The sequence below is a fragment of the Undibacterium sp. TJN25 genome (assembly GCF_049339885.1).
Taxonomy (GTDB): Bacteria; Pseudomonadota; Gammaproteobacteria; order Burkholderiales; family Burkholderiaceae_D; genus Undibacterium.
Genome location: NZ_JBMPPM010000007.1, coordinates 97,050 through 119,492, shown reverse-complemented (window position 1 = coordinate 119,492; position 22,443 = coordinate 97,050). Strand labels below are relative to the sequence as shown.

Annotated in this window: 22 protein-coding genes; 10 read left to right on the top strand and 12 right to left on the bottom strand. The window is 54.2% G+C overall.

The features are described 5' to 3' along the window. Position 1 precedes the first annotated feature (1 nt). The 3 genes from ACO0LO_RS18560 to ACO0LO_RS18550 form a co-directional block, all read right to left on the bottom strand. Positions 2 to 1,537, bottom strand: a complete 1,536-nt coding sequence (locus tag ACO0LO_RS18560) for an AAA family ATPase (protein WP_422966142.1) — start codon at positions 1,535 to 1,537, stop codon at positions 2 to 4. Then, positions 1,534 to 2,583, bottom strand: a complete 1,050-nt coding sequence (locus tag ACO0LO_RS18555) for a reverse transcriptase domain-containing protein (protein ID WP_422966140.1) — start codon at positions 2,581 to 2,583, stop codon at positions 1,534 to 1,536. The genes ACO0LO_RS18560 and ACO0LO_RS18555 overlap by 4 nt, the downstream gene beginning before the upstream one ends. A 289-nt stretch (positions 2,584 to 2,872) precedes the next feature. Next, entirely contained in the window at positions 2,873 to 3,451 is a 579-nt protein-coding gene (locus ACO0LO_RS18550) for a TetR/AcrR family transcriptional regulator (protein ID WP_422966138.1), read from the bottom strand. Positions 3,452 to 3,594: 143 nt separating this feature from the next. Here ACO0LO_RS18550 and ACO0LO_RS18545 point away from each other — a divergent pair, with 143 nt between their 5' ends. Continuing rightward, positions 3,595 to 4,884, top strand: a complete 1,290-nt coding sequence (locus ACO0LO_RS18545) for a YbfB/YjiJ family MFS transporter (protein ID WP_422966136.1) — start codon at positions 3,595 to 3,597, stop codon at positions 4,882 to 4,884. 25 nt (positions 4,885 to 4,909) lie between these two features. Here ACO0LO_RS18545 and ACO0LO_RS18540 read toward each other — a convergent pair whose 3' ends face one another. Continuing rightward, positions 4,910 to 5,812, bottom strand: a complete 903-nt coding sequence (locus tag ACO0LO_RS18540) for an AraC family transcriptional regulator N-terminal domain-containing protein (RefSeq protein ID WP_422966134.1) — start codon at positions 5,810 to 5,812, stop codon at positions 4,910 to 4,912. A 175-nt stretch (positions 5,813 to 5,987) separates the two neighbouring features. Here ACO0LO_RS18540 and ACO0LO_RS18535 point away from each other — a divergent pair, with 175 nt between their 5' ends. After that, the gene (locus tag ACO0LO_RS18535) at positions 5,988 to 6,302 is read left to right on the top strand and encodes a hypothetical protein (RefSeq protein WP_422966132.1); all 315 of its coding nucleotides are present in this window, start codon (positions 5,988 to 5,990) and stop codon (positions 6,300 to 6,302) included. 159 nt (positions 6,303 to 6,461) lie between these two features. On the opposite strand, the gene ACO0LO_RS18530 is transcribed toward ACO0LO_RS18535, so the two are convergent. From ACO0LO_RS18530 to ACO0LO_RS18515, 4 genes are all read right to left on the bottom strand, one after another. Then, positions 6,462 to 6,854, bottom strand: a complete 393-nt coding sequence (locus ACO0LO_RS18530) for a RidA family protein (RefSeq protein WP_422966130.1) — start codon at positions 6,852 to 6,854, stop codon at positions 6,462 to 6,464. A 53-nt stretch (positions 6,855 to 6,907) separates the two neighbouring features. Beyond that, positions 6,908 to 8,167 carry a YbfB/YjiJ family MFS transporter gene (locus tag ACO0LO_RS18525; RefSeq protein WP_422966128.1) on the bottom strand — a complete coding sequence of 420 codons (1,260 nt, stop codon included), beginning with the start codon at positions 8,165 to 8,167 and terminating at the stop codon, positions 6,908 to 6,910. A gap of 69 nt (positions 8,168 to 8,236) precedes the next feature. Beyond that, entirely contained in the window at positions 8,237 to 9,178 is a 942-nt protein-coding gene (locus ACO0LO_RS18520; protein WP_422966126.1) for a hypothetical protein, read from the bottom strand. Beyond that, complete coding sequence (locus ACO0LO_RS18515) at positions 9,123 to 10,829, bottom strand: cation:proton antiporter (RefSeq protein ID WP_422966124.1); 1,707 nt, start codon at positions 10,827 to 10,829, stop codon at positions 9,123 to 9,125. Before ACO0LO_RS18515 ends, ACO0LO_RS18520 begins: the two co-directional genes overlap by 56 nt. A gap of 456 nt (positions 10,830 to 11,285) precedes the next feature. Between ACO0LO_RS18515 and ACO0LO_RS18510 the strand changes: the two genes are divergently transcribed. From ACO0LO_RS18510 to egtD, 8 genes are all read left to right on the top strand, one after another. Then, positions 11,286 to 12,269, top strand: coding sequence for an AraC family transcriptional regulator (locus ACO0LO_RS18510; RefSeq protein WP_422966122.1), 984 nt, complete (start codon positions 11,286 to 11,288; stop codon positions 12,267 to 12,269). 119 nt (positions 12,270 to 12,388) lie between these two features. Then, positions 12,389 to 12,982 (top strand): uracil-DNA glycosylase family protein, encoded by a 594-nt coding sequence (locus tag ACO0LO_RS18505; RefSeq protein WP_422966120.1) that lies wholly within the window; start codon positions 12,389 to 12,391, stop codon positions 12,980 to 12,982. Positions 12,983 to 13,038: 56 nt separating this feature from the next. Next, positions 13,039 to 14,235: an iron-containing alcohol dehydrogenase family protein gene (locus ACO0LO_RS18500; protein ID WP_422966118.1), complete on the top strand. Its 1,197-nt coding sequence runs from the start codon at positions 13,039 to 13,041 to the stop codon at positions 14,233 to 14,235. Then, on the top strand, positions 14,236 to 14,745 hold the full coding sequence (locus ACO0LO_RS18495) for a c-type cytochrome (protein WP_422966116.1): 510 nt from the start codon (positions 14,236 to 14,238) through the stop codon (positions 14,743 to 14,745). A 98-nt stretch (positions 14,746 to 14,843) separates the two neighbouring features. Then, positions 14,844 to 15,911 (top strand): hypothetical protein, encoded by a 1,068-nt coding sequence (locus ACO0LO_RS18490; RefSeq protein WP_422966115.1) that lies wholly within the window; start codon positions 14,844 to 14,846, stop codon positions 15,909 to 15,911. Positions 15,912 to 15,975: 64 nt separating this feature from the next. Further along, positions 15,976 to 16,749, top strand: coding sequence for a DUF4198 domain-containing protein (locus tag ACO0LO_RS18485; protein ID WP_422966113.1), 774 nt, complete (start codon positions 15,976 to 15,978; stop codon positions 16,747 to 16,749). Between the two features lie 49 nt (positions 16,750 to 16,798). Beyond that, positions 16,799 to 17,392, top strand: coding sequence for a HupE/UreJ family protein (locus ACO0LO_RS18480; protein WP_422966111.1), 594 nt, complete (start codon positions 16,799 to 16,801; stop codon positions 17,390 to 17,392). Positions 17,393 to 17,414: 22 nt separating this feature from the next. Then, complete coding sequence (gene egtD, locus ACO0LO_RS18475; protein WP_422966109.1) at positions 17,415 to 18,392, top strand: L-histidine N(alpha)-methyltransferase; 978 nt, start codon at positions 17,415 to 17,417, stop codon at positions 18,390 to 18,392. Positions 18,393 to 18,410: 18 nt separating this feature from the next. On the opposite strand, the gene msrA is transcribed toward egtD, so the two are convergent. The 4 genes from msrA to ACO0LO_RS18455 form a co-directional block, all read right to left on the bottom strand. Continuing rightward, entirely contained in the window at positions 18,411 to 18,929 is a 519-nt protein-coding gene (gene msrA, locus ACO0LO_RS18470; RefSeq protein WP_422966107.1) for a peptide-methionine (S)-S-oxide reductase MsrA, read from the bottom strand. Positions 18,930 to 19,025: 96 nt separating this feature from the next. Beyond that, positions 19,026 to 19,781 carry an FAD-binding oxidoreductase gene (locus ACO0LO_RS18465; protein WP_422966105.1) on the bottom strand — a complete coding sequence of 252 codons (756 nt, stop codon included), beginning with the start codon at positions 19,779 to 19,781 and terminating at the stop codon, positions 19,026 to 19,028. Continuing rightward, positions 19,774 to 20,379, bottom strand: a complete 606-nt coding sequence (locus ACO0LO_RS18460; protein WP_422966103.1) for a sulfite oxidase-like oxidoreductase — start codon at positions 20,377 to 20,379, stop codon at positions 19,774 to 19,776. Before ACO0LO_RS18460 ends, ACO0LO_RS18465 begins: the two co-directional genes overlap by 8 nt. A gap of 579 nt (positions 20,380 to 20,958) precedes the next feature. After that, entirely contained in the window at positions 20,959 to 22,443 is a 1,485-nt protein-coding gene (locus ACO0LO_RS18455; RefSeq protein ID WP_422966102.1) for an NAD-dependent succinate-semialdehyde dehydrogenase, read from the bottom strand.

Here is a 22,443-nt window from a genome sequence, read left to right as displayed (position 1 = left end):
ATTATTCAATAATTTTATTATCGTCGCTCTGGGAAACTTCAAGGCAAATGAATTTTTCTATTTTTCGACTAAAAGCCTTCATTTCGTTCGAATTTTTCTTTATGAGAAATTCGAAAATATCTTGTTTTGTGAAATCCTTTTTGACCAAATATTTAAATAATCTCTTACCGGCCTTCTTAAAATCTTTATCTTTGGCCGGTTCTCCATTGGCGACGCTTAAGTTTCTGCGCAATTCAGTGCTCTTTTTTATCTTTAGAATGAATTTATATAACAGAATTTTAAGACCATTTTTTTTGCTATTATTTTCCCCGTTCACGAAGTCAAGCAGGCGGCCGTAGTCGTCGAGTAACGACTTCAACTTGCCTGTGTCCCAGAATTGGCCAAGCAAGCATCTGTACAGCAATTCTTTTTCGATGCTTTCCATTGGGATGCAGAGAACGTTGTCTAGTTTGCTGTGAGAGAAATTTCTTTGATCTCCGTCTAACACCGTGATTACGTTTTTTGAATCATTTGTTAAGAAATTCTCAACCTCATTTCTTCGCATCAGATCGGTGGTGTTTGTGCCGCCGCCGACGTAGATTATTTTGTGTTGATAGAACGATACTTTGCAATGTTTACTAATGAGATATTCGATAAAATCTTTGAGTACGTCATCCTCGGTTAAAATATATTTATCCCACCCATTAAATCCGAATAGCGTACTTTTAATGAAGGCATAAGATCTTTTTTCAATGGATAGTGAATCATCATCCTGCTTTTCCATATAAAACAGCTCATCGGGTTCCAACATTCTCATCATGGCAAGCGAATGCGTGGTAAACACGAAGGTTGTATGAAATTTTTCTTTGAATTTTCTCAACCATTCCATTAATCGAACTTGCGCGGCAGCATCCAAGGAAATATCGATTTCATCAATAAATATAGCCATGTGCCCGGATATTATTTGCCGGTATAAACTGACAAGAAAATACTCGCCTGAACTGAAAAAATCTTCACGAAGATAATAGTTATCATCAAAAGTGATGGCATAGTATGGGATATTTCGAATTCGCACCTCAACCAAATTTTCGAATTTTTTCGTTGTATAAATCGATTCTAAAAAGTTGATAAGCTCGTCGGGTTTGGTGTACCGTTGAAGAACGATTTGAGCCCGAAGATTGGAGTCTATTTCGCCAATTTTTTTAAAAAAATTAAACCGTTCACCGTGGGGAATTGGCAGCTCAATAAATATTTTTTTGCGTAATGCATTTGGCACAGAATCTCTCGAATCAAGCATTTTTTTATCTTGATCGTATTTAAAGACAATTTCGTTGCCATCGATTTTATAGCGGATTTCGCTATTTATCGAAATAGATCTGGCAGAGCTTGTTTTTTGAAAGGTGTCAGCACTAATCAGATTTTTGATCGCCTTGATTAAAATGGTTTTGCCTGAGCCGTTTTTCCCAGTAATACAAACAAGGGACTTTCCTGCTAGATCGACAGAAAAATCCATTTTTTTGATATGTTGAACATTTTGAATTGAGATTTCTAATTTCATTTTTTGTTAGAAAACCCTTTGTGTATCAATATGTCAATGGTTGCAGCTCCAAACTTCCGACGTAACTTATTGGTATATTCTGGATCAACTGAATCTACGTAGTTTAAGTTTCCGCTAAGTATTTCCTGTCCTGCTTCTTCGATATTCCCTAAGTTTTTTTTTGTTCGCGTTCTATCGGCGATCATTCGATTGAACTTAGCTTTGTCGGATAAATAGAAATGAAGCAAGGTCTCTAATTCTTCCTTCTTTTTAGTATCAGGACTTATTGTTCCATTAGGAAGAATCATCATTCCAAGAATTTTAATTTTTCCACCGACTTGAAAAAATCGAGTTTTCTTTCTATTGATGGAAAATTTTTGAGATGCAAAAGTGTGCAATTTTTCTTGTACGATTTCATCCATGCCGAGCAGACTGCTTTGGTCTTTGCCAGAAATAATTATGTCATCGGCGTATCTGGAATACTCAAGCTCTAAATTTTTGCAGATCTTTTCCACTTCATTGTCGAAATTTAAAAGGACCGCATTGCTTAATGGCGCTGACGCGGGAAATCCGACAGGTACTGAATCGTCGATACATACTAGTTCAATGATTCTATCGATGTGTTGGCTTACATCGGATATAGCACAAAAATTGGCACCGTCGAGAATGACGCTACGTGCTAAAGAGCTGTTGATTGATTGAAAAAAGGAGCGTATATCTGTTTGGAAAAAATACCTTCCATGCTTGTGCTTTTTTACGGCGTTCACAGCACCAGTGCCTTTTCTGTACGAAAAGACTGCACGTTCATTTATCGGCAAAAGTTCGAATAAAAAAAGATTTAAGAATCTGTGATACATCTTCAGATTTTCTTTTGGCTTATATATAGTTCTTTTGTTTTCAACCCCGAAGTGAGCGACCTCATAGTTTTGAAGCATTTCACTATACAAAAAATCATGAAAGCTGAGTTTTCCGTGATACATCGCGTCGAATAGTGTTTGTAAAGGTTGTTTTATCATATTCAAGCTGGCATCTATTGAGAGGAGCAAGGGCCTTGCAATGGGAAACATGCTGTTGTATCATATTAATATGCCAGTGACTAGGAGTAGCTCCAGTCTTAATGCTGGCCTCTAGCCCGTCTAATCTACCTGTTCAATTTGGTTGCGAGGCTTGGGCATAAAAGCTCAGGCCTCGCGATAGTAGATTCCACACCCCAATGTATTTTTTTTCTACCTCCCGCGACTCTAAGTTAACCGGGAGGGGGTACTGGTGTGTCTTCAATTACTTCGATTTTCTATAAAAGAGCAAAATCTCGAATTTCGAGTCGTTCATAGATGCACTCATCTCGCTGCTAAGCCCCTAAGCCCGCACCACCACCTTGATCAGCGACCCCGCTGTCGCTTTCAGCCTCGCCGGGTCCTGGTACACACGTTCCATGAACACCAGGCCGCGCGTGAACGTCGCCAGCAGCCGCGCGGCTTCGGCCGGCTGCAGTTCCAGTTGCGCCAACGCGTCGGCGGTGGACAGTCTTTCCGTCAATGCCTGCTCCACTTCATCGGCCATGCTTTTGATTGCGGCCTGTATGTTTTCGCCGCTGGACTGGATATCGGTGGCGGTTTTGGTCGTCATGCAGCCGCGGGTCGGGGTGCCGGCGGTCATGGAGTTGATGCAAAAATCGAAGAAGGCGCGCAGCGAATCGTCCAGCCGGGGCTGGGCCAGCGCGGTGCGCAGGTCTTGCAGATAGGCAGTCTTGTACTGGTTATAGACGTGCAGGAACAGCGACTCCTTGTCGCCGTAAGCGTTGTAAAGCGAGCCGCGCTGCACGCCGGTGGCTTCCGCCAGGTCTTGCATGGACGTGGGGCCATAGCCTTTTTGCCAAAAGACTTCCAGTGCCCGTTCCAGGGCGGCGCTCTCATCAAATTGTCGAATTCCAGCCATGGAGCATTAAAACACATGTTTGACACTGATGTCAAACATGGGTATTATCCATTCTTGACACTGTTGTCAAAAATAATGCGCTACCATGCAGGAAGCCCGCCGCAGAGGGGTTTGCCTGCCAGGCGATACAGGAAGGATCTGCCATGACTACTGAAACATCCCGCCACGATGCTGCGGACACTGCCGCCCCATCGGTGCCCTGGGCCGCCATCATTGCCGGCCTGTGCGCCAGCCTGGTGGGCATAGGGCTGGCGCGCTTTGCGTATTCGCCGTTGATCCCGCCGCTGATCGAGGCGCACTGGTTTGCCGCTTCGGCGGTGGTGTATCTGGGCGCCGCCAACCTGGCGGGCTATCTGGTTGGTGCGCTGATAGGGCGGCCGATGGCGCGCCACTTCAGCAATGTGCATATCCTGCGCACGATGATGCTGGTGGCGGGCCTGGCTTTCCTGGGCTGTGCGTTTCCTTTGTCCGTTGCCTGGTTTTTTGCATGGCGCTTTGTTTCCGGCGTGGCCGGCGGCGCCATCATGGTGCTGGTGGCGATGACAGTGCTGCCGCATGTGCCGGTGGCGCGCCGCGGCATGGCGAGCGGCGCGATTTTCCTTGGTGCCGGCCTGGGCGTGGCTGCGTCCGGCACGCTGGTGCCTTTGCTGCTGGAGCTGGGCCTGCGCCAGACCTGGATAGGCCTGGGCCTGCTGTCGCTGGTGCTGACGGCAGTAAGCTGGTTCGGCTGGCCGGGCGCTGCGCCTGCCGTTGGATCTGCAACGGCAGCAACGCCGGCACATGCGCCTAACGCGTCAACCACCGGCAATCCTCAGCAGCACGGCTTTGCCTTGAAGATGCTGTATGCGCAGTATGCGCTGATGGCCGCCGGCCTGGTGGCGATGATGGTGTTCCTGGTGGACTTCGTTGCGCGCGGCCTGGGGCAGGGCGCGCATACCGGTTCGCTGTGCTGGGTGCTGTACGGCCTGGGCGCCACGACCGGCCCGGTGCTGCACGGCTTTATCGCCGACCGCATCGGCTTCGGCCGTGCATTGCGCGCGGTGCTGCTGGTGCAGGTGGCAGTGATGCTGGTGTGCGTGGCTACCACCAATATCGCCGTCATTGTCGTTGCCAGCCTGCTCATCGGCACCTTCCCGGCCGGCATCGTGCCGCTGGTGCTGGGCCGCCTGCATGACATCATGCCAAACGACCATGCTGCGCAAAACCTGGCCTGGAGTCGCGCCACCATTGCGTTCGCCCTGTTCCAGGCGCTGTCTGCCTATATGTATTCCTACCTGTTTAACCGTAGTGGCGGCAACCACCAGCTGATGTTTGCCATCGGCGCGGGTGCCATTGCGCTGGCGTTTGTGCTGGATATCGTGGTGGCGCTGGTCGCAAAACGCGATGGAAAAAATGGAAAGCACGGGCTGGCCGAAGCCACCGCGCGCAATTAGCTGGCGCCCGGATCAGTGTGTCCGTTTATGCTTGCGTTGCACGCGCGCGCTCCACATCCTTCAGCGGCGGCAAACCGTACAGCCGGCTGTATTCGCGGCTGAACTGGGAAGGGCTCTGGTAGCCTACGCTGTAGCCGGCATGGCCCACATCGCGCTGCTCCACCAGCATCAGCCGGCGCGCCTCGTGCAGGCGCAGCTGCTTCTGGTACTGCATCGGCGTCATCGCGGCCACTGCCTTGAAGTGGTGGTGCAGCGACGATACGCTCATGCCCACATGGGCAGCCAGTTCATCCACGCGCAGCTGTTCGGTGTAATGCCTGCGCAACCAGGCAATGGCCTTGGCGATCTTGTTGCTGGGGCTGTCTGCCTGGGCGATCTGCAGCAGCCTTGGCCCGCATGGACCCATCAGCAAGTGGTACAGAATCTCTTGCTCGATCAGCGGCGCCAGCGCGGGAATGGTGTCCGGCTGTTCCAGCAGCCGCAGCAGCCGCAAGGTAGCGTCCAGCAGCGCTTCCGATGCGGTGTTCACCGCCACACCCAGCATGCCCTCGGTGGCCAGCGCCTGGCGCGGCACGCTGATGCGGCTCATTAAATCCGCCAGCGCGGCACTGTCGATGGCCATGCCCAGGCCCAGGTGCGGTACTTCTGTGCTGGCCTGCACCACGCGCGACACCACCGGCAAATCCAGCGACACCAGCAGGAAGTTGCCGACGCCATAGTGGAAGGACTCCGTGCCCACGGTAATGCTCTTGGCACCCTGCGCCACCAGCGCAAAGCAGGGCCACTGCGCGACATGCAGCGGCTGCGTCGGCGACGAGCGGCGGTTGAAAAACAGATTGCCGATGGCCGTGCTGTACTCCTGGTCTTCCCTGGCGAAGCGGGCAATAAGGGCGGCAATCTCCTGGAAGCGGCCGGTGAGTGGGTTCATCGTAAAGCACCTGAAGATAAAGGGGTTTGTGCAGACACCATGCTACACGACCCTGCAGGCGGCGTAGCTGGGCTTTTTTATAATTTGCAGGATCGTGCATGATATACGCAGGATAAGCCTAACGCGGGAGAGGGCACGCAGCATACGATGGCACCCTCACATAAGGAGCACGGACATGGAAAAAACAATGAAGGAAGCGATAGAAATCACCACCTTCCACCTCGCCGGATGCAGCTTCAAGGAGTTCATCGCTGCCAATGCCGACGTGGATGCCTGGCTCAGGCTCCAGCCCGGATTCCAATCCCGGCGTATCGCGCAGAGGGACGATGGCAGCATTGTCGACATGCTGATCTGGACCACCGCCGCCAACGCCACATCGGCAATGCGCCGGCTGATGAGCGAGCTGGCGCAGTCGCCCGTGCATGCATTGATAGACCAGGGTACAGTGTCGTGGACGGTGGCGTCCGTGGGGCATTGGGTGGAGGTTTAGGCTCTTGGGCAGGTTGGGTGCAATCGCTTGCGTATTGCACCGATGCGTCAAAGAACCTGGCGTTGCTTTTGACAAGATCATCAAAAAATCGGATGGTAGTGGATCGCGCGGTGCGTTACGCGTTGCTAACGCACCTTACCGCCTGAGGTATGCCAAACACTATTGATCTGCCTTTGCAGCAATCACTTCAACTTCCACCAGAAATTCTGGCCATACCAGCTCCGGGATGACTAGCAGCATCGACGCCGGCCGCGCGTCGCCGAGAAAACGGTTCCTCACGGCGGCATACGCCTTGATATCTTCAGAGCGCGTGAGGGTTTGCGTGACCTTGACGATATCGTTGACATCCATGCCTGCTTTTTCCAGCAGCCTGACGATGTGGGCCCAGGCAATTTCGGCCTGGCCGGTAATGTCTGCCGGCAGCTCGCCGGCGGCAGAAAGTCCGGGCGTGCCTGCAGTGAAGAGCCATCTCTGGTGGGGGCGTACTTCGATGGCGTCGCTATATTTGCCGATCTGGCTGGCAACGGCGATATCGTGGATGGTGTGGTTCATTTTTAGTATCTCCTTCATGATGAGTGGATCAGGCAAAATGGCAGGGCTTTAATTCAAGCGGCATCTCTTGCAGTTCTCTTTGGTGAAATTTCCCATCGAAAGAACCAAAAAATAATATCCGCAGCAAGCGCGATTGCGAGGGCGGTGGCGCCGAGTTCGAAAAGCAGCCGGTGATTACCCTCGCTATGCGAAAAAATCGCCGAGTAGCCATATCCACCCACCGCCTGTGATGCGGCAAATACGATTGTTGCCTTGCTCCATGCGATATTTTGTGCCGCACCGTCGCCAGGAGCCTTTTCCCGTATCCATGCCAATACCAGCGGCACAATACCCGGAGGAAAAGTCCCGATGACAATGGTCAGCAGGGCGATGAGCAGATGGCTGCTGGATACGGCAAGCCCCATGATTGCCAGTGCCTGCAATAATACCAGCAGCCGCACGGCGGCCCGTGCGCCTATGCGGTCCACAAGGAATCCGTACAACGGAGGGCCGAGCATGGCGCCAACGCCGTACAGTATCCAGAAGAGAGAACCGAGATGCGTTCCGGCGCCGAGCCCCCGCGCGATAAAGTCCACGAGGAAAATCATGGCAGGAACCAGTCCCAGCGCCATCAGTGCGTAAGCAATGTAGATGAGCAAAAAGCCTGAGCCGGCCATGAGTGGCGGCTGTGCCGAGGAGGCGGTGGCCGCGGCTGTTGCCGAACCCTGGACAGGTGAGCCTTGTGGCCAGCCGTTCCAGTTGACTGCCGCCAGCACAAGGCAGATACCGCCGAGGCCCAGCCAGGTCTCGCGCAGGCCCAGCAGAAGCAGCAGCGGAACCACGGTGCCGGATGCTGCAACACCGAGCCCAAGCCCAAGGAATACGGCGCCGCTGACGATCCCCTTTCTACTTTCAGGCACGTGGGGCAGCACCGTTGCCGCCACCAGTACCATGATGGTGCCTCCTGCCAAACCGGACAGCAGACGCCACGCAAAAAACCAGCTGACGCTGACCGGGAAGGCGCAGGCAAAAAATGCCAGCGCCACCAACATTTCCATCGCACGCAATACCCTGACATTCGTCAGCCGCGCTGCCAGAGGTCGCGCCATCATGGCGCCTATCAGGTAGCCGGCAAGATTGGCGGCCCCCAAATAGACTGCCTCCGACTGTGAAAACCAATGTGCCTGGATCAGTGCGGGAAGTAGCGGTGTATAGGCAAACCGAGCGAGTCCGATGCCGATAAAACTCGCTGATAAGCCCGCAAAAATCATCCGCCACACATGCATGGGCATGTGCCCGGATGGTGCAGGGGTCGTATTCTGATCAGAATGCATGCGTTCAATTTCCTAAAGAGACAGATATCCGTCGCTGCAAAGTGCCGCACGGCGTGCCTGGATCCGTTATCAGAATAGCCGGTTGCCCAGCGGGTTGCCTGCGCCAGGGCCAAACGGTGCTACGCGTACAAGTTCAGGAAACCCAGGATACAGATGCGAGTGATCCCCGTTATGGTTGTCGAATCCAGGCTTGGTCAGGAATCCACGAGGCTCGATGAAACTGTAGATAGTACGCTTTGGATTTTCGTGCCATCCGATATTGAACGCCGCGAGCTTTGGAAAGAACTGCAGGTCGCTGTACGGCAAATTGTCATGGATCCACCAAGCCATCGCTTGCCAGCTTATACCCGTTTCCAGACGGTCCACCAGCCATGGAATAACGATGCAGGCCAAGGCGCCCATGCCACCGTCTTTACTGCGCGTGTCCCAGGTATGGCGGGCGCGGTTCTTTTCATTGGAAGCACAGCTTAGCCTGTGCGCGCATCCAAAAGAATTCACCTCTGGGGAGCGGTAGGAAGACCGGATCGCGAGCCTGCCAAATGTCGCCTGCAAGGGTTCCAGCAAATGCTGACAGAGTGCGCTGCCGGCGGCGATAGCCAGATCCGGGTTGTCCGGTAGATTTGCCATCCCGTTGATACTGGCGATCTCGCTATAGAGAAAATCGCGCATAAAAAAACTGTGCGACAGGCGGGCTCGTCCAAATTCTTCTGCGCTGCGAACTGTATGTGGTGCCCTCATAGATTTTTCGTCCATTGTTGTAAATAAATGCGGCCCTGTCTTACGGCGTGCCGGGCGTTGAGAAGCTGGCTTGCTCTTGCTTGCGCTTGGTTGTGCTCGTTGCGTCCGAAATGCTATAGGCAGAATAAGCAGCAGCCGGTTGAAAGTACAGCATCCATATTGATGAAATACGTTCCAGCTCATCATGCGCAGACAAACCCGATAGACATAGGGCAAGCTACGCGGCAAGCCTTGGCGGCGCAGAAGGCAAATTACCTTGTCGTGCGTATTCAAGAGTCCAGCTTGTAATTTCCGCCACGGGCGTACTCATCTCCGAAAGGATGTAGACGGCAGCATCGATTCCGGGCGGGAAATTGTTGTCGACAATGGCAAGCAGCCCTATGCCGCGAAAGCACTTGGCCTGGTTTTCTTCCTTCACTACGGCGTAGCGCTTCAGGTCCGGGTAGTGGGCCTCTGACATGGAGTTGGTTTCACTCAGCGTATCAAAGTCCGGAGCCGTCAGCACGACCAGTTTGCGGCTATGCAATCCTACGCTTTTCCATAAGCGGATGTCGGAGCCATCGCCAAAAACAGCGTTGTAGCCGTCAGCCACGGCCATCTGCAGGCGATGCTGGTCCCGCTCCAGTGCGCAGTAGGTGATCCCGAATCTGAGTAATGCATCGGCAATGGTGCGACCGATCATTCCCATTCCAACAATGATTACCGGGGCGGCGTCGAGTTGAGGAATCAACTCCCTATCGGTAATTTTTTTGACGCGCTTGCGCATGCGCCCGGCAAACATGCGTCCGGCATCGGCAAGAGTGGGGGTGACGGCGATGCTGAGTGCGACCACGGCGATGATGATGGACGCCCTGGAGGCGCCAACGGCGGCGCGAGCCGCCGGCAGGCTGAGAATCACGAACGCAAATTCCGAACCTTGCGCCAGCAGAAAGCCAAGCTGCGTCGATCCTGGAGCTGACCAACGGAATAAGCGGCTTGCACCGATATTGGACACGATCTTTATCGTCAGCAAAATACCTGTAAGACCGATAACGGCTGGCAGCGACCTAGCAATGGCCATGGCATCGAGCGACAATCCTATGGAGATGAAAAAAAATCCCAGTAGTAGTCCCCGGAAGGGCCTGATCTCGGATTCAATGACCGCACGGTACGGTGTATCCGCCAGCGTCAGCCCGCCCAGGAAAGCACCCAGCGTGAGTGAAAGGCCAATCTTGCCCGTAGCCCAGCCTGCTGCCAGCGCAAGCAGCAAAGCTACCGCGGTGAATATTTCTTCATTCTGGCTGCGTGCCACCAGGCCGAGCAGCGGTCCGATCAGCAGCCGCGCGATGACGGCAGTGGCGCTGAATGCCAGTACCGCCTTGACCAGCGCCTCGAGTGCGACGTGCCACAAGGGGCCGCCTCCATCCAGCGAGCCGGCGACAATCAGCAGGAATATGGCAATCACATCCTGGAAAATAAGGATAGACGTAGCCGTTAATCCTACAGGGCAGTTGCGCTGATGGCGCTCTGCAATGATGCGCCCGACAACGGCGGTGGAGGAAAGCGCAAGTACGGCGCCCACCAACAACGCCGGGAGCAGTGTCATACCGAAGGCCAGCGCGGCAAGACCCAATGCGACGCTGGCGAACAGAACTTGTAAGGGCCCGAATGCAAATATATCGGATGCCTGCTTACGAATATGATCGAGCGAAAAGTGCAAACCGATGTCAAATAGCAGGAACATTACGCCTAACTCTGCCAGGACTGAAATTGTCGATTTGTCGAACAGCAAGCCCAATCCTCCTGCACGCAAGGCCAGCCCCAGCGCTATATAGCCGACGATGGGACTTAGCCTTGCCGCCCGACTGGCGATAGCCACCGTGACGGCAAGAAACAGGAGAAGGATGACAGGGGCTAGTGCTTCCAGGGTTGCCGCGTCGGCCATGGACTTATTGCCTTTCCAATGTCGGCAGAGCCTTATGAAGCGTTATGGCGCGCGGTTGCAGGCGTAGAAGTCGCACGGTAGCAAAATTGGATAGCAAAAGCAGGGCAGGTGCCGTGGCATCGATCTTTTTCTTCATGTGCAATTCGTTACGGTAGTGTCCGTCAAGTATGGCTTCGGCGTCTTCGGCTTAAGTCTTGCAGTTTAAGTGAACGGGATGATCCAATAATCCTGTGAAAGAGCCCAATCGTCCTGTTTTGATGGTCTAAACTTCCCATGATGGAGAAAAGCTTATAAATTTGCCAAACTATAACTTTTAGAGCATGCAAACTGACGCTGAAGCTGGCGCCGCAGTTTGGAAAATTGAGCGAAAAGGTGAAGACACCCGGCATAAAATGATTGATGCACAGCGCAGGCTGAGCTGGAAAATTGAATTATTCAATAAAGGACTTTGAAAGCATGAGCGGCAAACCAATCCTTCGGATTTCTCCTTCAGACCTGGACAATTTGATGGCGACGCTCGAAGTCGACTTCGTCAAGCTGTCGGAATGTCTGGTGAGCCCAGGTTGGCGCCTAGTGCTCGCGGAGACCGATGCTCCTGGCATTCACTACAACCTGAGCGGAACAGGCAGGATGATCATTGGGGACCAGCCTCCAATAGAGTTGCTGCCGCATACATTGATCATCGTGCCTCCGAGACAGTCGTTCCGCATTGAGGTAAAAGATGATTTGCGTGAAGCTGCGCCGCTGGAGACAGTAGAAAGCCGCTGGCAAACATTCGCCCCGGGGGCATTGCGGCGTTACGCCGCCGGCGAGGGGGAACCGCGCATTATGCTGATTTGCGGCTATTTCAAGGCTTCCTATGGTGCGTCAATCGACCTGTTTGCCGGGCTTGCCGGGCCTATCGTCGAAAGATTCGATGCTGCAGACCAATTGGATCAAAAGCTGAAAGCAGCCCTTGCGGAACTCGTTGCCCAGGAGATCGGGATGGGAGCCATGACTACGGCGCTGCTGAAACAGGTTTTTGTGACGCTTCTGCGCCGTTCTCTGAGTTCACTCAATTTGTGGGTAGAACGGTTTTCAATACTGAGCGATCCGCATATTGCGCGGGCGTTTGCCGATATGGTCGCCCAGCCGGGGGCTCCGCATTCGGTGCAGAGCCTGGCGCAAAGTGCCTGCCTCAGCCGCTCGGCGTTCATGGTGCGTTTTACCGGTTTGTTTGGGAAGGCACCGATGGCGGCTTTGCGCGAGCTTCGAATGCGACAGGCCGCATCATTGCTAGCTGGCCATGACCTGTCTATAGAGCAGATATCCCGCAATGCGGGTTACGCAAGCCGTAGCAGCTTCCTGCGCGCATTCCGCAAATCCTACGGGTGCGATCCCTCCGAATATCGCGCCGGTAGGCGATGCCCTTTGGGACAGCCTTATGTGCCAGCCGGGTGATGGCGCGCAGAAGCCGCAACGCTATCACCCCTTTGGTGGGTGCTCTGCATTGATGTTGCCTTTCAGGCGCATACGGCAGTATGGATCAGAGACCAGGCAGGAAACAGGAGTTGTCCGATATGAAGAAAGTTGAAGATGCCTCATCGGCCCTGTACCGCGACATTGTAGCGTGCACATATTGCGCGCCGCACCTGGCGGCTGGTCCGCGGCCCATTGTCCAGTTTGCTTCTACTGCGCGTATTCTCATTATCGGACAGGCGCCGGGAGCGCGGGTGCATGCGAGCGGCATACCCTGGGACGATCAGAGTGGGGACAGGCTAAGGGAGTGGACCGGATTGTCGAAGCCGGATTTTTATGACGCAGGCAAGGTTGCGCTGATGCCAATGGGATTTTGTTATCCGGGAAAAGGAAAAAACGGCGACCTGCCGCCACGGCCCGAATGTGCACCCCTCTGGCACGATTCCATCCTGGTTCTGCTGCCTGCCGATCGCCTGACCTTGCTGGTAGGCAGTTATGCGCAGGCGCATTATTTGCCACAGGTTGCCAGCCGCTCGCTCTCCGAGAACGTGCAGGCGTTTGAAAGCTTTCTCCCGGCATTTTTTTCGCTGCCTCATCCTTCATGGCGCAGCGTAGGCTGGATGAAAAAAAATCCCTGGTTCGAAAGCAGGGTACTGCCTGCCCTGAAAAAAGAAGTACGGCAACACCTTGGCTGAACTTTCATCATCGCTTACTGACATTGCAAGCGCTTAATTCATGAGAACGATCCTTTATGTTTAATTGCACCATACAGCCCCAAAAAACCTATACAGGAGCAGGCTGCTACAAAAAAGCGATACTGGATTTAAAAAATGAGGGACGCAAAAATATCATCCTCATTTCCGACGCTGTTACCCAAGCGCAAGGCAAACTCGCCATGCTGGAAGCCGAGCTTGCCACGCAAGGCCTGCGCTTTAGCACGGTGCTGGCGAGCTCCGCTTCCAGTTTTGATGAGGCTCTGGAACTGGCCAGGAAAGCGGCGCCTGAACTTCCGGATTGCTTTATTTCGTTCGGCGTGGACTTCATCAATTTTGTCGCCAAGATGATGTGGGCATACTACGAAAATCCTCAGCTCGATATTGAACGGCTGCACACCAATTTCGCAGACGCGATGCAGGGGCTGGCCCCCACTATCGTCACTGGCAGAAAGGCGACGTTACTTGCGATTCCCGGTGCCTATATGCTGGGAGGTGAATATGGACCTTATGTCATGCTGCCCGACCGTGAAGGTAAGCTGAAAGCCTTTATCGATCCTGCGTTGTTGCCAGACCGCCTGGCCGTTGATCCCTGCTTGCTAGTCACCGTTGATGCCGCCATTCTGGCGGCAGACGGGTTTGACGCTTTCACGCACTGCGTTGAATGCTTCGTCGCTGACGGCGAAGATGAAACCGTCAAGCTGCATTGCCTGGCCGGCATGGCAGACGTGTTCCGGTATTTGCCAACCTTGGTCAAAAATCAGGATGACATCCGCGCCAAAACCAAGGTCATTAACGGGTTTATGCATGCGGGCGTGGTGTTTAGCAATCTGTTTTCAGGCATTACCCATTCCATGACGACAGCTTTACAAGCAAAGTTCGGCATAGCCCACGGCGTAGCCAATGCGATGACGCTGCCTCATGCTATTGAATTCCTGATGCAATCCAACAGCGTAGTCCGCCAGCGTTATGCCCATGCTGCCCGCCATCTAGGCTTGGAAGGGGATAGCGAAGAAGAACTCGTGATGAAGCTGATTGCGGCGATCCAGGATTTCAAAGAGGTGATCGGCATACCTGCCAACATAAAGGCGTTGGGCGTAGATTCTGTTCGCTATCTGCTATCGGTGGATGCAATGGCGCACACCGCCGCATCTTATCAGTCCACCCAATATTCCCCGGTGCCGGCCGATATTTCCGGTTTCCGCAGAATATTGGCCAGTGCCTACGATGAGTGAATGGCGCTCTCCGCTTCCATTTCTAAGAGAAAAATCAATATGGCAATCAGTCTCCATCGGAACCAGGTTTCTCCTCCACCGGCGAGCAGCATCTTGCATGACTGGAGAAAACGATCGGTTTTGCCGAAATCCAGACTTTTTTTTATGTTTGCAATAGGCATTGTGGGCCACGCCTTTGCTCAGCCTGTAGGCGACATCATACGCGGCAAGGAATACTTTGAAACCATCTGTATCGCCTGCCATGAGGTCAACACGATCAAAGTCGGGCCTTTTCTGGGAGGAGTAGTAGGACGGCCTGCCGGTAGCGTCCGAGGGTTTGACTATTCTGAAGGTTTAAAGAACAGCAAGCTGGTGTGGAATGCGGAAACTATCAATCGCTGGCTGAGCGGCCCCAATATGCTGGTGCCGGGCAATAAGATGGGGTTCAGCGTTGCCGATGCCCAGGCGCGCGCCAATGTCATCGCCTATTTGTCAACCTTGAAAGCACCTGTGGGAGCCCTCGTGCCTTGAGACGGCAACCATCCCTTGTTTATGTATTGTCGCCGTAAGGGGCTAAAAATGGCCCGTGCATCTTGCAAATCCTGTCTTTTTTTCATTTTGAGGTATATATGAAACTCCATTTGTCAGTTCGCCAATACAAGAAAATCGCCATCGTCGCAGCCTTGCTTTTATCCGCGCATGAAACCATGGCCAGTCATCATTTTGAAACAGCGGCTGTTCGCAAGGTGACGGCGCTCAACCAGCTGGACAACTACGTGTTTGAATCATCACGCAAGAATTACACGGTCTTTGTCATGTCGGTCAACTCGGCGCCAAAACTCGGCACAGACGGGGTTTTTGCTACCAACGCGCTTTACAATATTCACGTTTCCAGCGACGAAAAATTCAGCTCGGGCCACACTTTCAGCATGGCTTTTTCGGCGGACCAGTTCACGCTATACGATACCGACAAACCGAATGGCGCCGTCGGCGTAGTAGGACCGAAAATAGGCTCGGGGGGAATTGGAAAGCAGGTGGAAATTGCCGGCGGAATCAAGGTCTGGGCCGGTACAGCCAAAGATCCGTTTTATGGAAATTCTCCAGGATTGGGTTTGTTCCGCACCAAGCTGAATAGCGGGGTCTACGACAGCAATGCCTGGACGGCGGCCAAAGGCACCAATATTTTCACCGGACGCCTGTCTTCCGTCATTGTGCTCGAAGTGCCTAATAGCATGCTAGGCAGCGACGTTAAAGTGTTCATGACAACCGCAGTCAAAGACGGTGATAAATGGGAGCAGGTACAGTATTCCGCCAATCCGCTTTTCTCGCATTCCATGTTGTTTGAGAGTGAAACCTTAAAGACCCAGCATGACCATAGCAGGCCCGATAGCGATGCCGAAATGAAGAATTACGTTTCTGCCCGCGTAGCGCGTGCCTCGGGTCTGGCAAAGACCCAGCCGGATCCGTTTTCCTATGGCGACAAGGTCGCCGCCATGCTGGTTCCAGACGTTCTGAGCTATAAAGTCGGCAGCAAGGCTGAATATTCGAACCAGATGCGCAATGGCCGCGCGATCGACGATGACGCAATGAGTGTCATGCTGTCCCTGTGGTGCGGTACTCCGGTGGACCAGGCCATTCCCAATCCCAAGCTGTACACGGCCGCTTTCCCTTACATCATTCCAGCTGAATTGAAATAGTAGTCCCTTCTCGGTGCTGCAAAAATTTCATTACATGGGCCTATATATTTTTTCGCGGCTGGCAATGGCCGCCTTGCTCCTGCTGTGCTGCATTCCGGCATTGCCGCATGAGTTCTGGCTGGTGCCGCATGGTCCGCAGGCAAGGCCTGCCGATCAAGTGGTGTTTGAGCTTCGCATTGGCCCCACGTGGCCCGGTGTACAGACATCGAGGCTTCCCAATTTATTCAGTAGTTTTGTCATGCGCGATGAAATCGGCGAGCAGGAAGTGAAGGGGAGGGACGGTGCCCTATCGGTAGGGCATGCGCGCGTTCGCGTGCCCGGTGCGGCAGTATTTGCATTGCGCACGAATCCGGCGAAGCTGGAATTGCCGGCTGCGGAGTTTGAGCAATACCTGAAGGAAGAGGGCCTGACTGAGGTGACGGAGTTTCGTCAAAAGAACGGCTTGAAAAATACAGACAGCCGAGAATTGTTTTCCAGGTGCGCCAAGACCATCGTTTTCGTCGACGGTAGCAGCAAGGGGTTCAATCGAGTGATGAACCTGCCCCTTGAATTGGTTCCTGTCACGGACCCGCTACAAATCAAAACAAGGGAAATTTTCTCTATGCAGTTGCTGTTCCATGGCGAACCCCTGCAAGGCGTATTAGTCAAGGCGCAGCTCAAGGCCGGGAAACCCGTCGAATTGACTTCGTTCTCAGACCGGCAGGGCATTGCCAGATTTTCTTTGCCGTCGGGTGGGTTGTGGTTGTTCAACGCTGTCCACATGGAATCGTCGATGGAAAATTCGGCTGATTGGGAGAGCCTGTGGGCCTCCATGACTATCGATTTCCCCTTGCGGTGATGCACGCTGTCAATCGTTTTCATGATCGCATCAATGGATGTGGAAGCCAATGAGCTATAGGCACTCGTATATCGCCCGAATTCTGATAGCGCCGGCAGCTTGTCTATTTTGCTCCCTGGCGCAGGCGCACGCCGGTTCTGCCGATGGCTGGCTGCACCCGCTGACCGGGCTTGACCATTTGCTGGCAATGATTGCTGTCGGCGCCTGGAGTTCCCAGATTGGCGGCCGGGCGGTCTGGTTTGTGCCGACGGCGTTTGTCTGCTGCATGTTGCTGGGTGGTGTCGCAGGTTTTGAGCAGTTTGATATCCCGGGCGTAGAGGCCGGTGTTGCACTGTCTGTGCTTGTGCTGGGGCTGGCGATAGGATGTGCAAAAGCGCTGCCTATTTTGATTGCTTCGGCCACGGTGGGCACCTTTGGCGTATTCCATGGTTATGCCCATGGCTACGAGATGCCTGTGATGGACGATAAGTTCCTTTACGTAGCAGGGTTTCTCGCGTCCACGGCAACGCTGCACCTGATCGGAGCCATAGGCGCTTATTTTGTTTTGAAATGTTCCGGCGGTGCAAGGATATTGAAGTGTGCAGGCTTTGCCTGCGCACTTTGCGGCACATGGCTGACCTATGCAGTGTTATTCGGCGTATAAACCATTACTCTTTGTGGCTGAGATGAAGAACGATTTATCCGAACTCTTTCAAGTTGAAAAACAGGAATGCCACGCGGAATTAAGTGCCTGTCTGCTCGAAGCTCAGGCACGGACTCCGGCAAAATACCTGTATGACCCACTGGGTTCCAGGTTGTTCGAAGCTATTTGCGAGCTCCCGGAATACTATCCGACGCGCACCGAGGTGGCGATATTTGATGCAAATCTGCAGGCAATCGCGAATGCTGCCGGAATTGGCTCAACGCTGATTGATCTGGGGGCGGGAAATTGTGCAAAGGCGACAAAGCTGATCCCTGTATTGAGACCCCGGCAATACGTGCCGGTGGATATATCGGAAGATTTTATGCGCGCCGCGATACAGTCGGTGCGGCAGCGGTTTCCTGAACTGCGGATTACCGGTGTAGGGATGGATTTTTCTGAAAACCTGCAGCTTCCACCGCAAGTGGACAGTATGCGCAGGTTATTTTTTTATCCAGGATCTTCCATCGGTAATTTCCCTCCCGGCCAAGCGCTGGACTTTTTGAAACAGATTCGCAGTGCCTGCGCTACAGGTCGGCATGGAAATAAACCGGCCGGCGGGGGCCTGCTGATTGGGGTGGACTTGATCAAGGATAGGGGTATCTTGCAGGCTGCCTACGATGATGCCATCGGCGTGACAGCGGCCTTTAACCTCAATCTTCTGCTTCATCTTAACGGCCTGTTGGGCGCAAATTTCAATCCACGTCAGTGGCGGCATCGCGCTATATTCAACTCCTTGCATAGCCGGATAGAAATGCATCTGGATGCAATGGATGACCTTAGTGTCGCGTGGGGAGTCCACGCAAGGCACTTTAGGAAAGGCGAGAGTATCCACACCGAAAGCAGCTATAAATACACGCCTTCGGGCTTTGTGCAGATGCTCGGCCAGGCCGGCTTTGGAAATATACAGGCCTGGCAGGATGAGAGCCGCTATTACATGGTTTGCCACGCCACACCGGTTTAACGGGGGAGGGGCGCGCCGTTAAGTGGCGGAATCGTGTCTACTTGGAAGCTGCCAGTCCTTTCGAACGAAGTGGCAGGTATATCCTGACGGATAGCGCTGCAAGTAATCCTGGTGTTCCGGTTCTGCTTCCCAGAAAGGGCCTGCGGCCGTCACTTCCGTGATAGGCTTGCCGGGCCACAGCCCGGAGGCTTCCACATCGGCGATGGTATCTTCCGCAATTTTCTTTTGCTGGCCGCTGATATAGAAAATGGCCGACCGATAACTTTCGCCGCGGTCGTTGCCCTGGCGGTTTGGCGTAGTAGGATCATGGATCTGGAAGAAGAATTCCAGTATTTTGCGGTAACTGATGATCTGGGGATCGAACATAATCTCTAGCGCTTCTGCATGCGTGCCGTGGTTCCTGTAAGTAGCGTTTGGCACGTCACCGCCGGAATAGCCGACGCGAGTGGAAATGACGCCTGGGTATTCGCGCAATAGTTCCTGCATGCCCCAAAAGCAGCCTCCTGCAAGAATGGCTTTCTCAGATACTGTAGTCATATCGGTATTTCCTTTTGTTAAGGGTTAGGCTCGGCTTGTAGATGTAGCCGCAGCGACTGCGCCGTGCGAGAACTGGCAAGGCTATTACATGCTATTTTATCCTCCATAACGTTCAGTGCGAATCGTGCCGGCAGGAATTCCGGCCGCGATGGCGCCATCTGCTGCCGCATTGACGAAAGAGTTGCTTCCGCAAACAAATATATGCTTCGGCACGCCGGGTAGACGTGCCAGTATTGCGGTAACCATCGGCATGTCGACTCGGCGGCCATAGTCGCCATCGCGCCTTGGTATCTCCCTGGTAAGCGCGATGGACAGAAAGAATCCATTTTTTGCGTGCTGGAATTCAAGCAGTTCTTCCCGGTAAGGCAGGTCTTCCCAGCGGCGCGCAGACAGCAGTAGAGCGGTCGGCAGCATAGCGGCTTGCGCTTGCTGCTGCCGTATCATTGCCAGCAGCGGAACCACACCTGAGCCACCGCCTGCCAGCAACAAGGGGCCGCCATCTGCAGGCTTCCAGATGAAGTGACCACCGAGCGGGCCGCGCAATTCGACTTCATCGCCCACGGCGACGACATCGTGGAAAAATGAAGAAACTTCGCCATTGTCAAGGCGCTCGATTGCCAATTCAAGCGCGTCTGGGTTGGTGGGGGAGGACGCTATCGAATAACTGCGCATGGCGCTATATCCATCTTCGGCCGTAAGCCGCAGGTCGACGTGCTGCCCTGCCTGAAAAACAAAGGAGGTCGCCGGTACTAGGGTAAAACTTTTGAGACGCGGCGTGATGCGCCGGATTCCAGCCACCTTTGCGGTTTGCCATCGGATGCCGGCAACAGGAGCCGGTTGTTGCTCAATCATCGGAAAACCGCTGCTCGCGCCAGGGATCTCCGTACAGATGGTAGCCACGAAGCTCCCAGAAACCGGCTTCGTCGCGCTGCGTAAAGGTCAGGCCCTTCAGCCATTTGGCGGATTTCCAGAAATACAGGTGCGGTACCAGCAGCCGGGCCGGGCCGCCATGGTCACGATGCAGCGGCTCACCGTCATAGCGCAAGGCCACGAGCGCCTTGCCGCCTAGCAGATCGACGGCCGGCACATTGGTCGAATAGTCGTCGTAGGAATTGGCGAGCACAAAGGCCGTCGGTGCCTCAACGCCGGCCGCCGCCAGTATATCGTCCACCAGCACGCCTTCCCACCTGGTGTCGAGCTTGGACCAGCTCGTAACACAGTGGATGTCGCGTGTCAGCGTCGTCTGGGGCAAAGCGTTGAATTCCGCCCATGACCATTTTTTCAAGGGCCGGGAACCGAGCTTTAGTTCAAACGTCCAACCGGCCGTCGCGATATTGGGTGCTGCGCCGATAGCGAGGACGGGGAAATCATCCACGAGATGCTGGCCCGGCGGTACCCGCCTGGCCAATTCAGTCGGCAGCTGTTGTCGTGTAAAGCCGCGAGTGACCATGTTGATTGCTCCTAGAGTTTTACCAGACCGCTTCTGGGATGGTTAGCGGGGAAGTCGGCCAGCGCGGTGAAGATGAACATTGCTGTGTTGTATCTCACCCGACAGGGTTGATCATCCTTCCGATAGGCGTTCTGCCATAGGGCATTGCCGCTGAATGAAAGTGTATGCCGAAAATGCGTGGCTCCCAAGCTTTTCATTGCGTAGGTTTAACGATGAATCCTGCAATCCTGCAAGTGAGTCCTATCGTCCTAGTATGCACCTCCTCCTTTTAACAGCGTGACAAACTCCCCAGAGTTACCAAAGGCTTGCAAGGCAAAGACAGGCGTCGGAGAGCAGTAAAAATATCCCGGACTTAACATGATCTGATCAGGGCGTGCCAGATGCACGACATGGCGTTGAAGAAGCTGGGAGGGGCATGATCCTGCAGCGTCCGGATAAATGGCGGCAAGGTCCGCAAGCGATGTCCCAGGGCGTCAATATTATCTGGCTGTGGCCGACCCGGGACAGCGGAAAGACATTTTCGCGTACCTGGCGTCCGTCCCGGCACCAAGCGCATCGCAAAAACAAGTTTGCGGCAACTCAATCTGCAGGAGCCCGTCCTTGCTCCAGGCCGCCGATGCAGATGTACTTGGTATCAAAATAATCGGCGATGCCCTGGTATGAGCCTTCACGGCCCAGTCCCGATTCTTTTACGCCGCCGAACGGGGCGACTTCGGTCGTGACCAATCCCTCGTTGACGCCAACTATGCCGTACTCCAGTGCAGAGGACACACGGAATGTACGGCCCAGATCACGGGTGTAGAAATAGCATGCAAGCCCGAATTCGGTATCGTTTGCCATCCGTATGGCGTCGTCTTCACTGCGGAAGCGGAAAAGCGGGGCGAGCGGGCCAAAGGTTTCTTCGCGCGCCATCTCCATGTCAGGGGTAGCATCAATCAGCACCGTCGGTTCGAAGAAAGTGCCGCCCAGCGCATGGCGTTTGCCGCCGGTAATGATGGTGGCTCCTTTTGACACTGCATCTCGCAGGTGTTCCTCAACCTTTGCCAGGGCGGCAGCATCGATCAGAGGCCCGTTGTCAACGCCGGGATCGAATCCGTTGCCCACCTTCAGCCCCGCGACTGCGCCGGACAGGCGGCGGGCGAATTCGTCATAAATGCCATCCTGTACCAGAAAGCGGTTGGTGCATACACAGGTCTGGCCGGAATTGCGGTATTTTGCGGCGATAGCGCCCTCGACGGCACGGTCGAGGTCGGCGTCGTCGAACACGATGAAGGGGGCATTGCCGCCGAGTTCCATCGACACTTTCTTGACCGTACGCGCAGCTTGTCCGAGCAATAGCTTTCCGACAGCGGTTGAGCCTGTGAAGGTAATTTTTTTAACCAGCGGATTGCCTGTCAGTTCGCCGCCAATCTCGCGGGCATCGCCGGTCAACACATTGACGACTCCGGCGGGAATGCCGGCATCCTCGCAAAGCAGGCCTAGGGCCAGGGCCGATAGTGGCGTCTGCGGCGCGGGTTTGATTACGATGGTGCAGCCTGCCGCAAGGGCCGGCCCAAGTTTGCGCGCAATCATTGACGAAGGAAAATTCCACGGTGTGATCGCGCCCACGACGCCTACCGGCTCGCGCGTAACCAGTATCCTGCGGCCAGCCCAGGGTGAAGGGATGACATCGCCATAGACCCGGCGCGCTTCTTCTGCAAACCACAGGATATAAGCCGCTGACATGGCAATCTCGGCCAGCGCTTCCGGTAGGGGCTTGCCTTGTTCGCAGGTCAGGATGCGAGCAAGATCGTCCTGGTTTTCCAGGAGAAGGGTGGAAAGCCGCCGCAACAGCACTGCGCGCTCGGCTGCCGTTTTTGTGCTCCACGCAGGAAAGGCGGCGTGGGCGGCGTCAATCGCTGCGCGAGTCTCGCTCGTTCCCGCATTCGGAACCGTTGCGATAGTTTCTCCATTGGCAGGATTGGATACGGCAGTGCTGCCTTTTCCGCTATTTGTCCATGCCCCTCCGATCAGGCAGGATTCCACCAGAAGCCTGGGGTTTCGTAGCGACAAGCGAGTGCTCAT

What these genes read in the sequence shown, in the direction of transcription:
- ACO0LO_RS18530 (WP_422966130.1), bottom strand. Translation starts at nt 6,854, where the DNA reads ATGAACCACACCATCCACGATATCGCCGTTGCCAGCCAGATCGGCAAA.
- ACO0LO_RS18485 (WP_422966113.1), top strand. Translation starts at nt 15,976, where the DNA reads ATGGCCGCCTTGCTCCTGCTGTGCTGCATTCCGGCATTGCCGCATGAG.
- ACO0LO_RS18555 (WP_422966140.1), bottom strand. Translation starts at nt 2,583, where the DNA reads ATGTTTCCCATTGCAAGGCCCTTGCTCCTCTCAATAGATGCCAGCTTG.
- ACO0LO_RS18515 (WP_422966124.1), bottom strand. Translation starts at nt 10,829, where the DNA reads ATGGCCGACGCGGCAACCCTGGAAGCACTAGCCCCTGTCATCCTTCTC.
- ACO0LO_RS18560 (WP_422966142.1), bottom strand. Translation starts at nt 1,537, where the DNA reads ATGAAATTAGAAATCTCAATTCAAAATGTTCAACATATCAAAAAAATG.
- ACO0LO_RS18495 (WP_422966116.1), top strand. Translation starts at nt 14,236, where the DNA reads ATGGCGCTCTCCGCTTCCATTTCTAAGAGAAAAATCAATATGGCAATC.
- ACO0LO_RS18480 (WP_422966111.1), top strand. Translation starts at nt 16,799, where the DNA reads ATGAGCTATAGGCACTCGTATATCGCCCGAATTCTGATAGCGCCGGCA.
- ACO0LO_RS18465 (WP_422966105.1), bottom strand. Translation starts at nt 19,781, where the DNA reads ATGATTGAGCAACAACCGGCTCCTGTTGCCGGCATCCGATGGCAAACC.
- ACO0LO_RS18540 (WP_422966134.1), bottom strand. Translation starts at nt 5,812, where the DNA reads ATGAACCCACTCACCGGCCGCTTCCAGGAGATTGCCGCCCTTATTGCC.
- ACO0LO_RS18510 (WP_422966122.1), top strand. Translation starts at nt 11,286, where the DNA reads ATGAGCGGCAAACCAATCCTTCGGATTTCTCCTTCAGACCTGGACAAT.
- ACO0LO_RS18500 (WP_422966118.1), top strand. Translation starts at nt 13,039, where the DNA reads ATGTTTAATTGCACCATACAGCCCCAAAAAACCTATACAGGAGCAGGC.
- ACO0LO_RS18460 (WP_422966103.1), bottom strand. Translation starts at nt 20,379, where the DNA reads ATGGTCACTCGCGGCTTTACACGACAACAGCTGCCGACTGAATTGGCC.
- msrA (WP_422966107.1), bottom strand. Translation starts at nt 18,929, where the DNA reads ATGACTACAGTATCTGAGAAAGCCATTCTTGCAGGAGGCTGCTTTTGG.
- ACO0LO_RS18525 (WP_422966128.1), bottom strand. Translation starts at nt 8,167, where the DNA reads ATGCATTCTGATCAGAATACGACCCCTGCACCATCCGGGCACATGCCC.
- ACO0LO_RS18505 (WP_422966120.1), top strand. Translation starts at nt 12,389, where the DNA reads ATGAAGAAAGTTGAAGATGCCTCATCGGCCCTGTACCGCGACATTGTA.
- ACO0LO_RS18550 (WP_422966138.1), bottom strand. Translation starts at nt 3,451, where the DNA reads ATGGCTGGAATTCGACAATTTGATGAGAGCGCCGCCCTGGAACGGGCA.
- ACO0LO_RS18535 (WP_422966132.1), top strand. Translation starts at nt 5,988, where the DNA reads ATGGAAAAAACAATGAAGGAAGCGATAGAAATCACCACCTTCCACCTC.
- egtD (WP_422966109.1), top strand. Translation starts at nt 17,415, where the DNA reads ATGAAGAACGATTTATCCGAACTCTTTCAAGTTGAAAAACAGGAATGC.
- ACO0LO_RS18545 (WP_422966136.1), top strand. Translation starts at nt 3,595, where the DNA reads ATGACTACTGAAACATCCCGCCACGATGCTGCGGACACTGCCGCCCCA.
- ACO0LO_RS18455 (WP_422966102.1), bottom strand. Translation starts at nt 22,443, where the DNA reads ATGAGCACTCGCTTGTCGCTACGAAACCCCAGGCTTCTGGTGGAATCC.
- ACO0LO_RS18490 (WP_422966115.1), top strand. Translation starts at nt 14,844, where the DNA reads ATGAAACTCCATTTGTCAGTTCGCCAATACAAGAAAATCGCCATCGTC.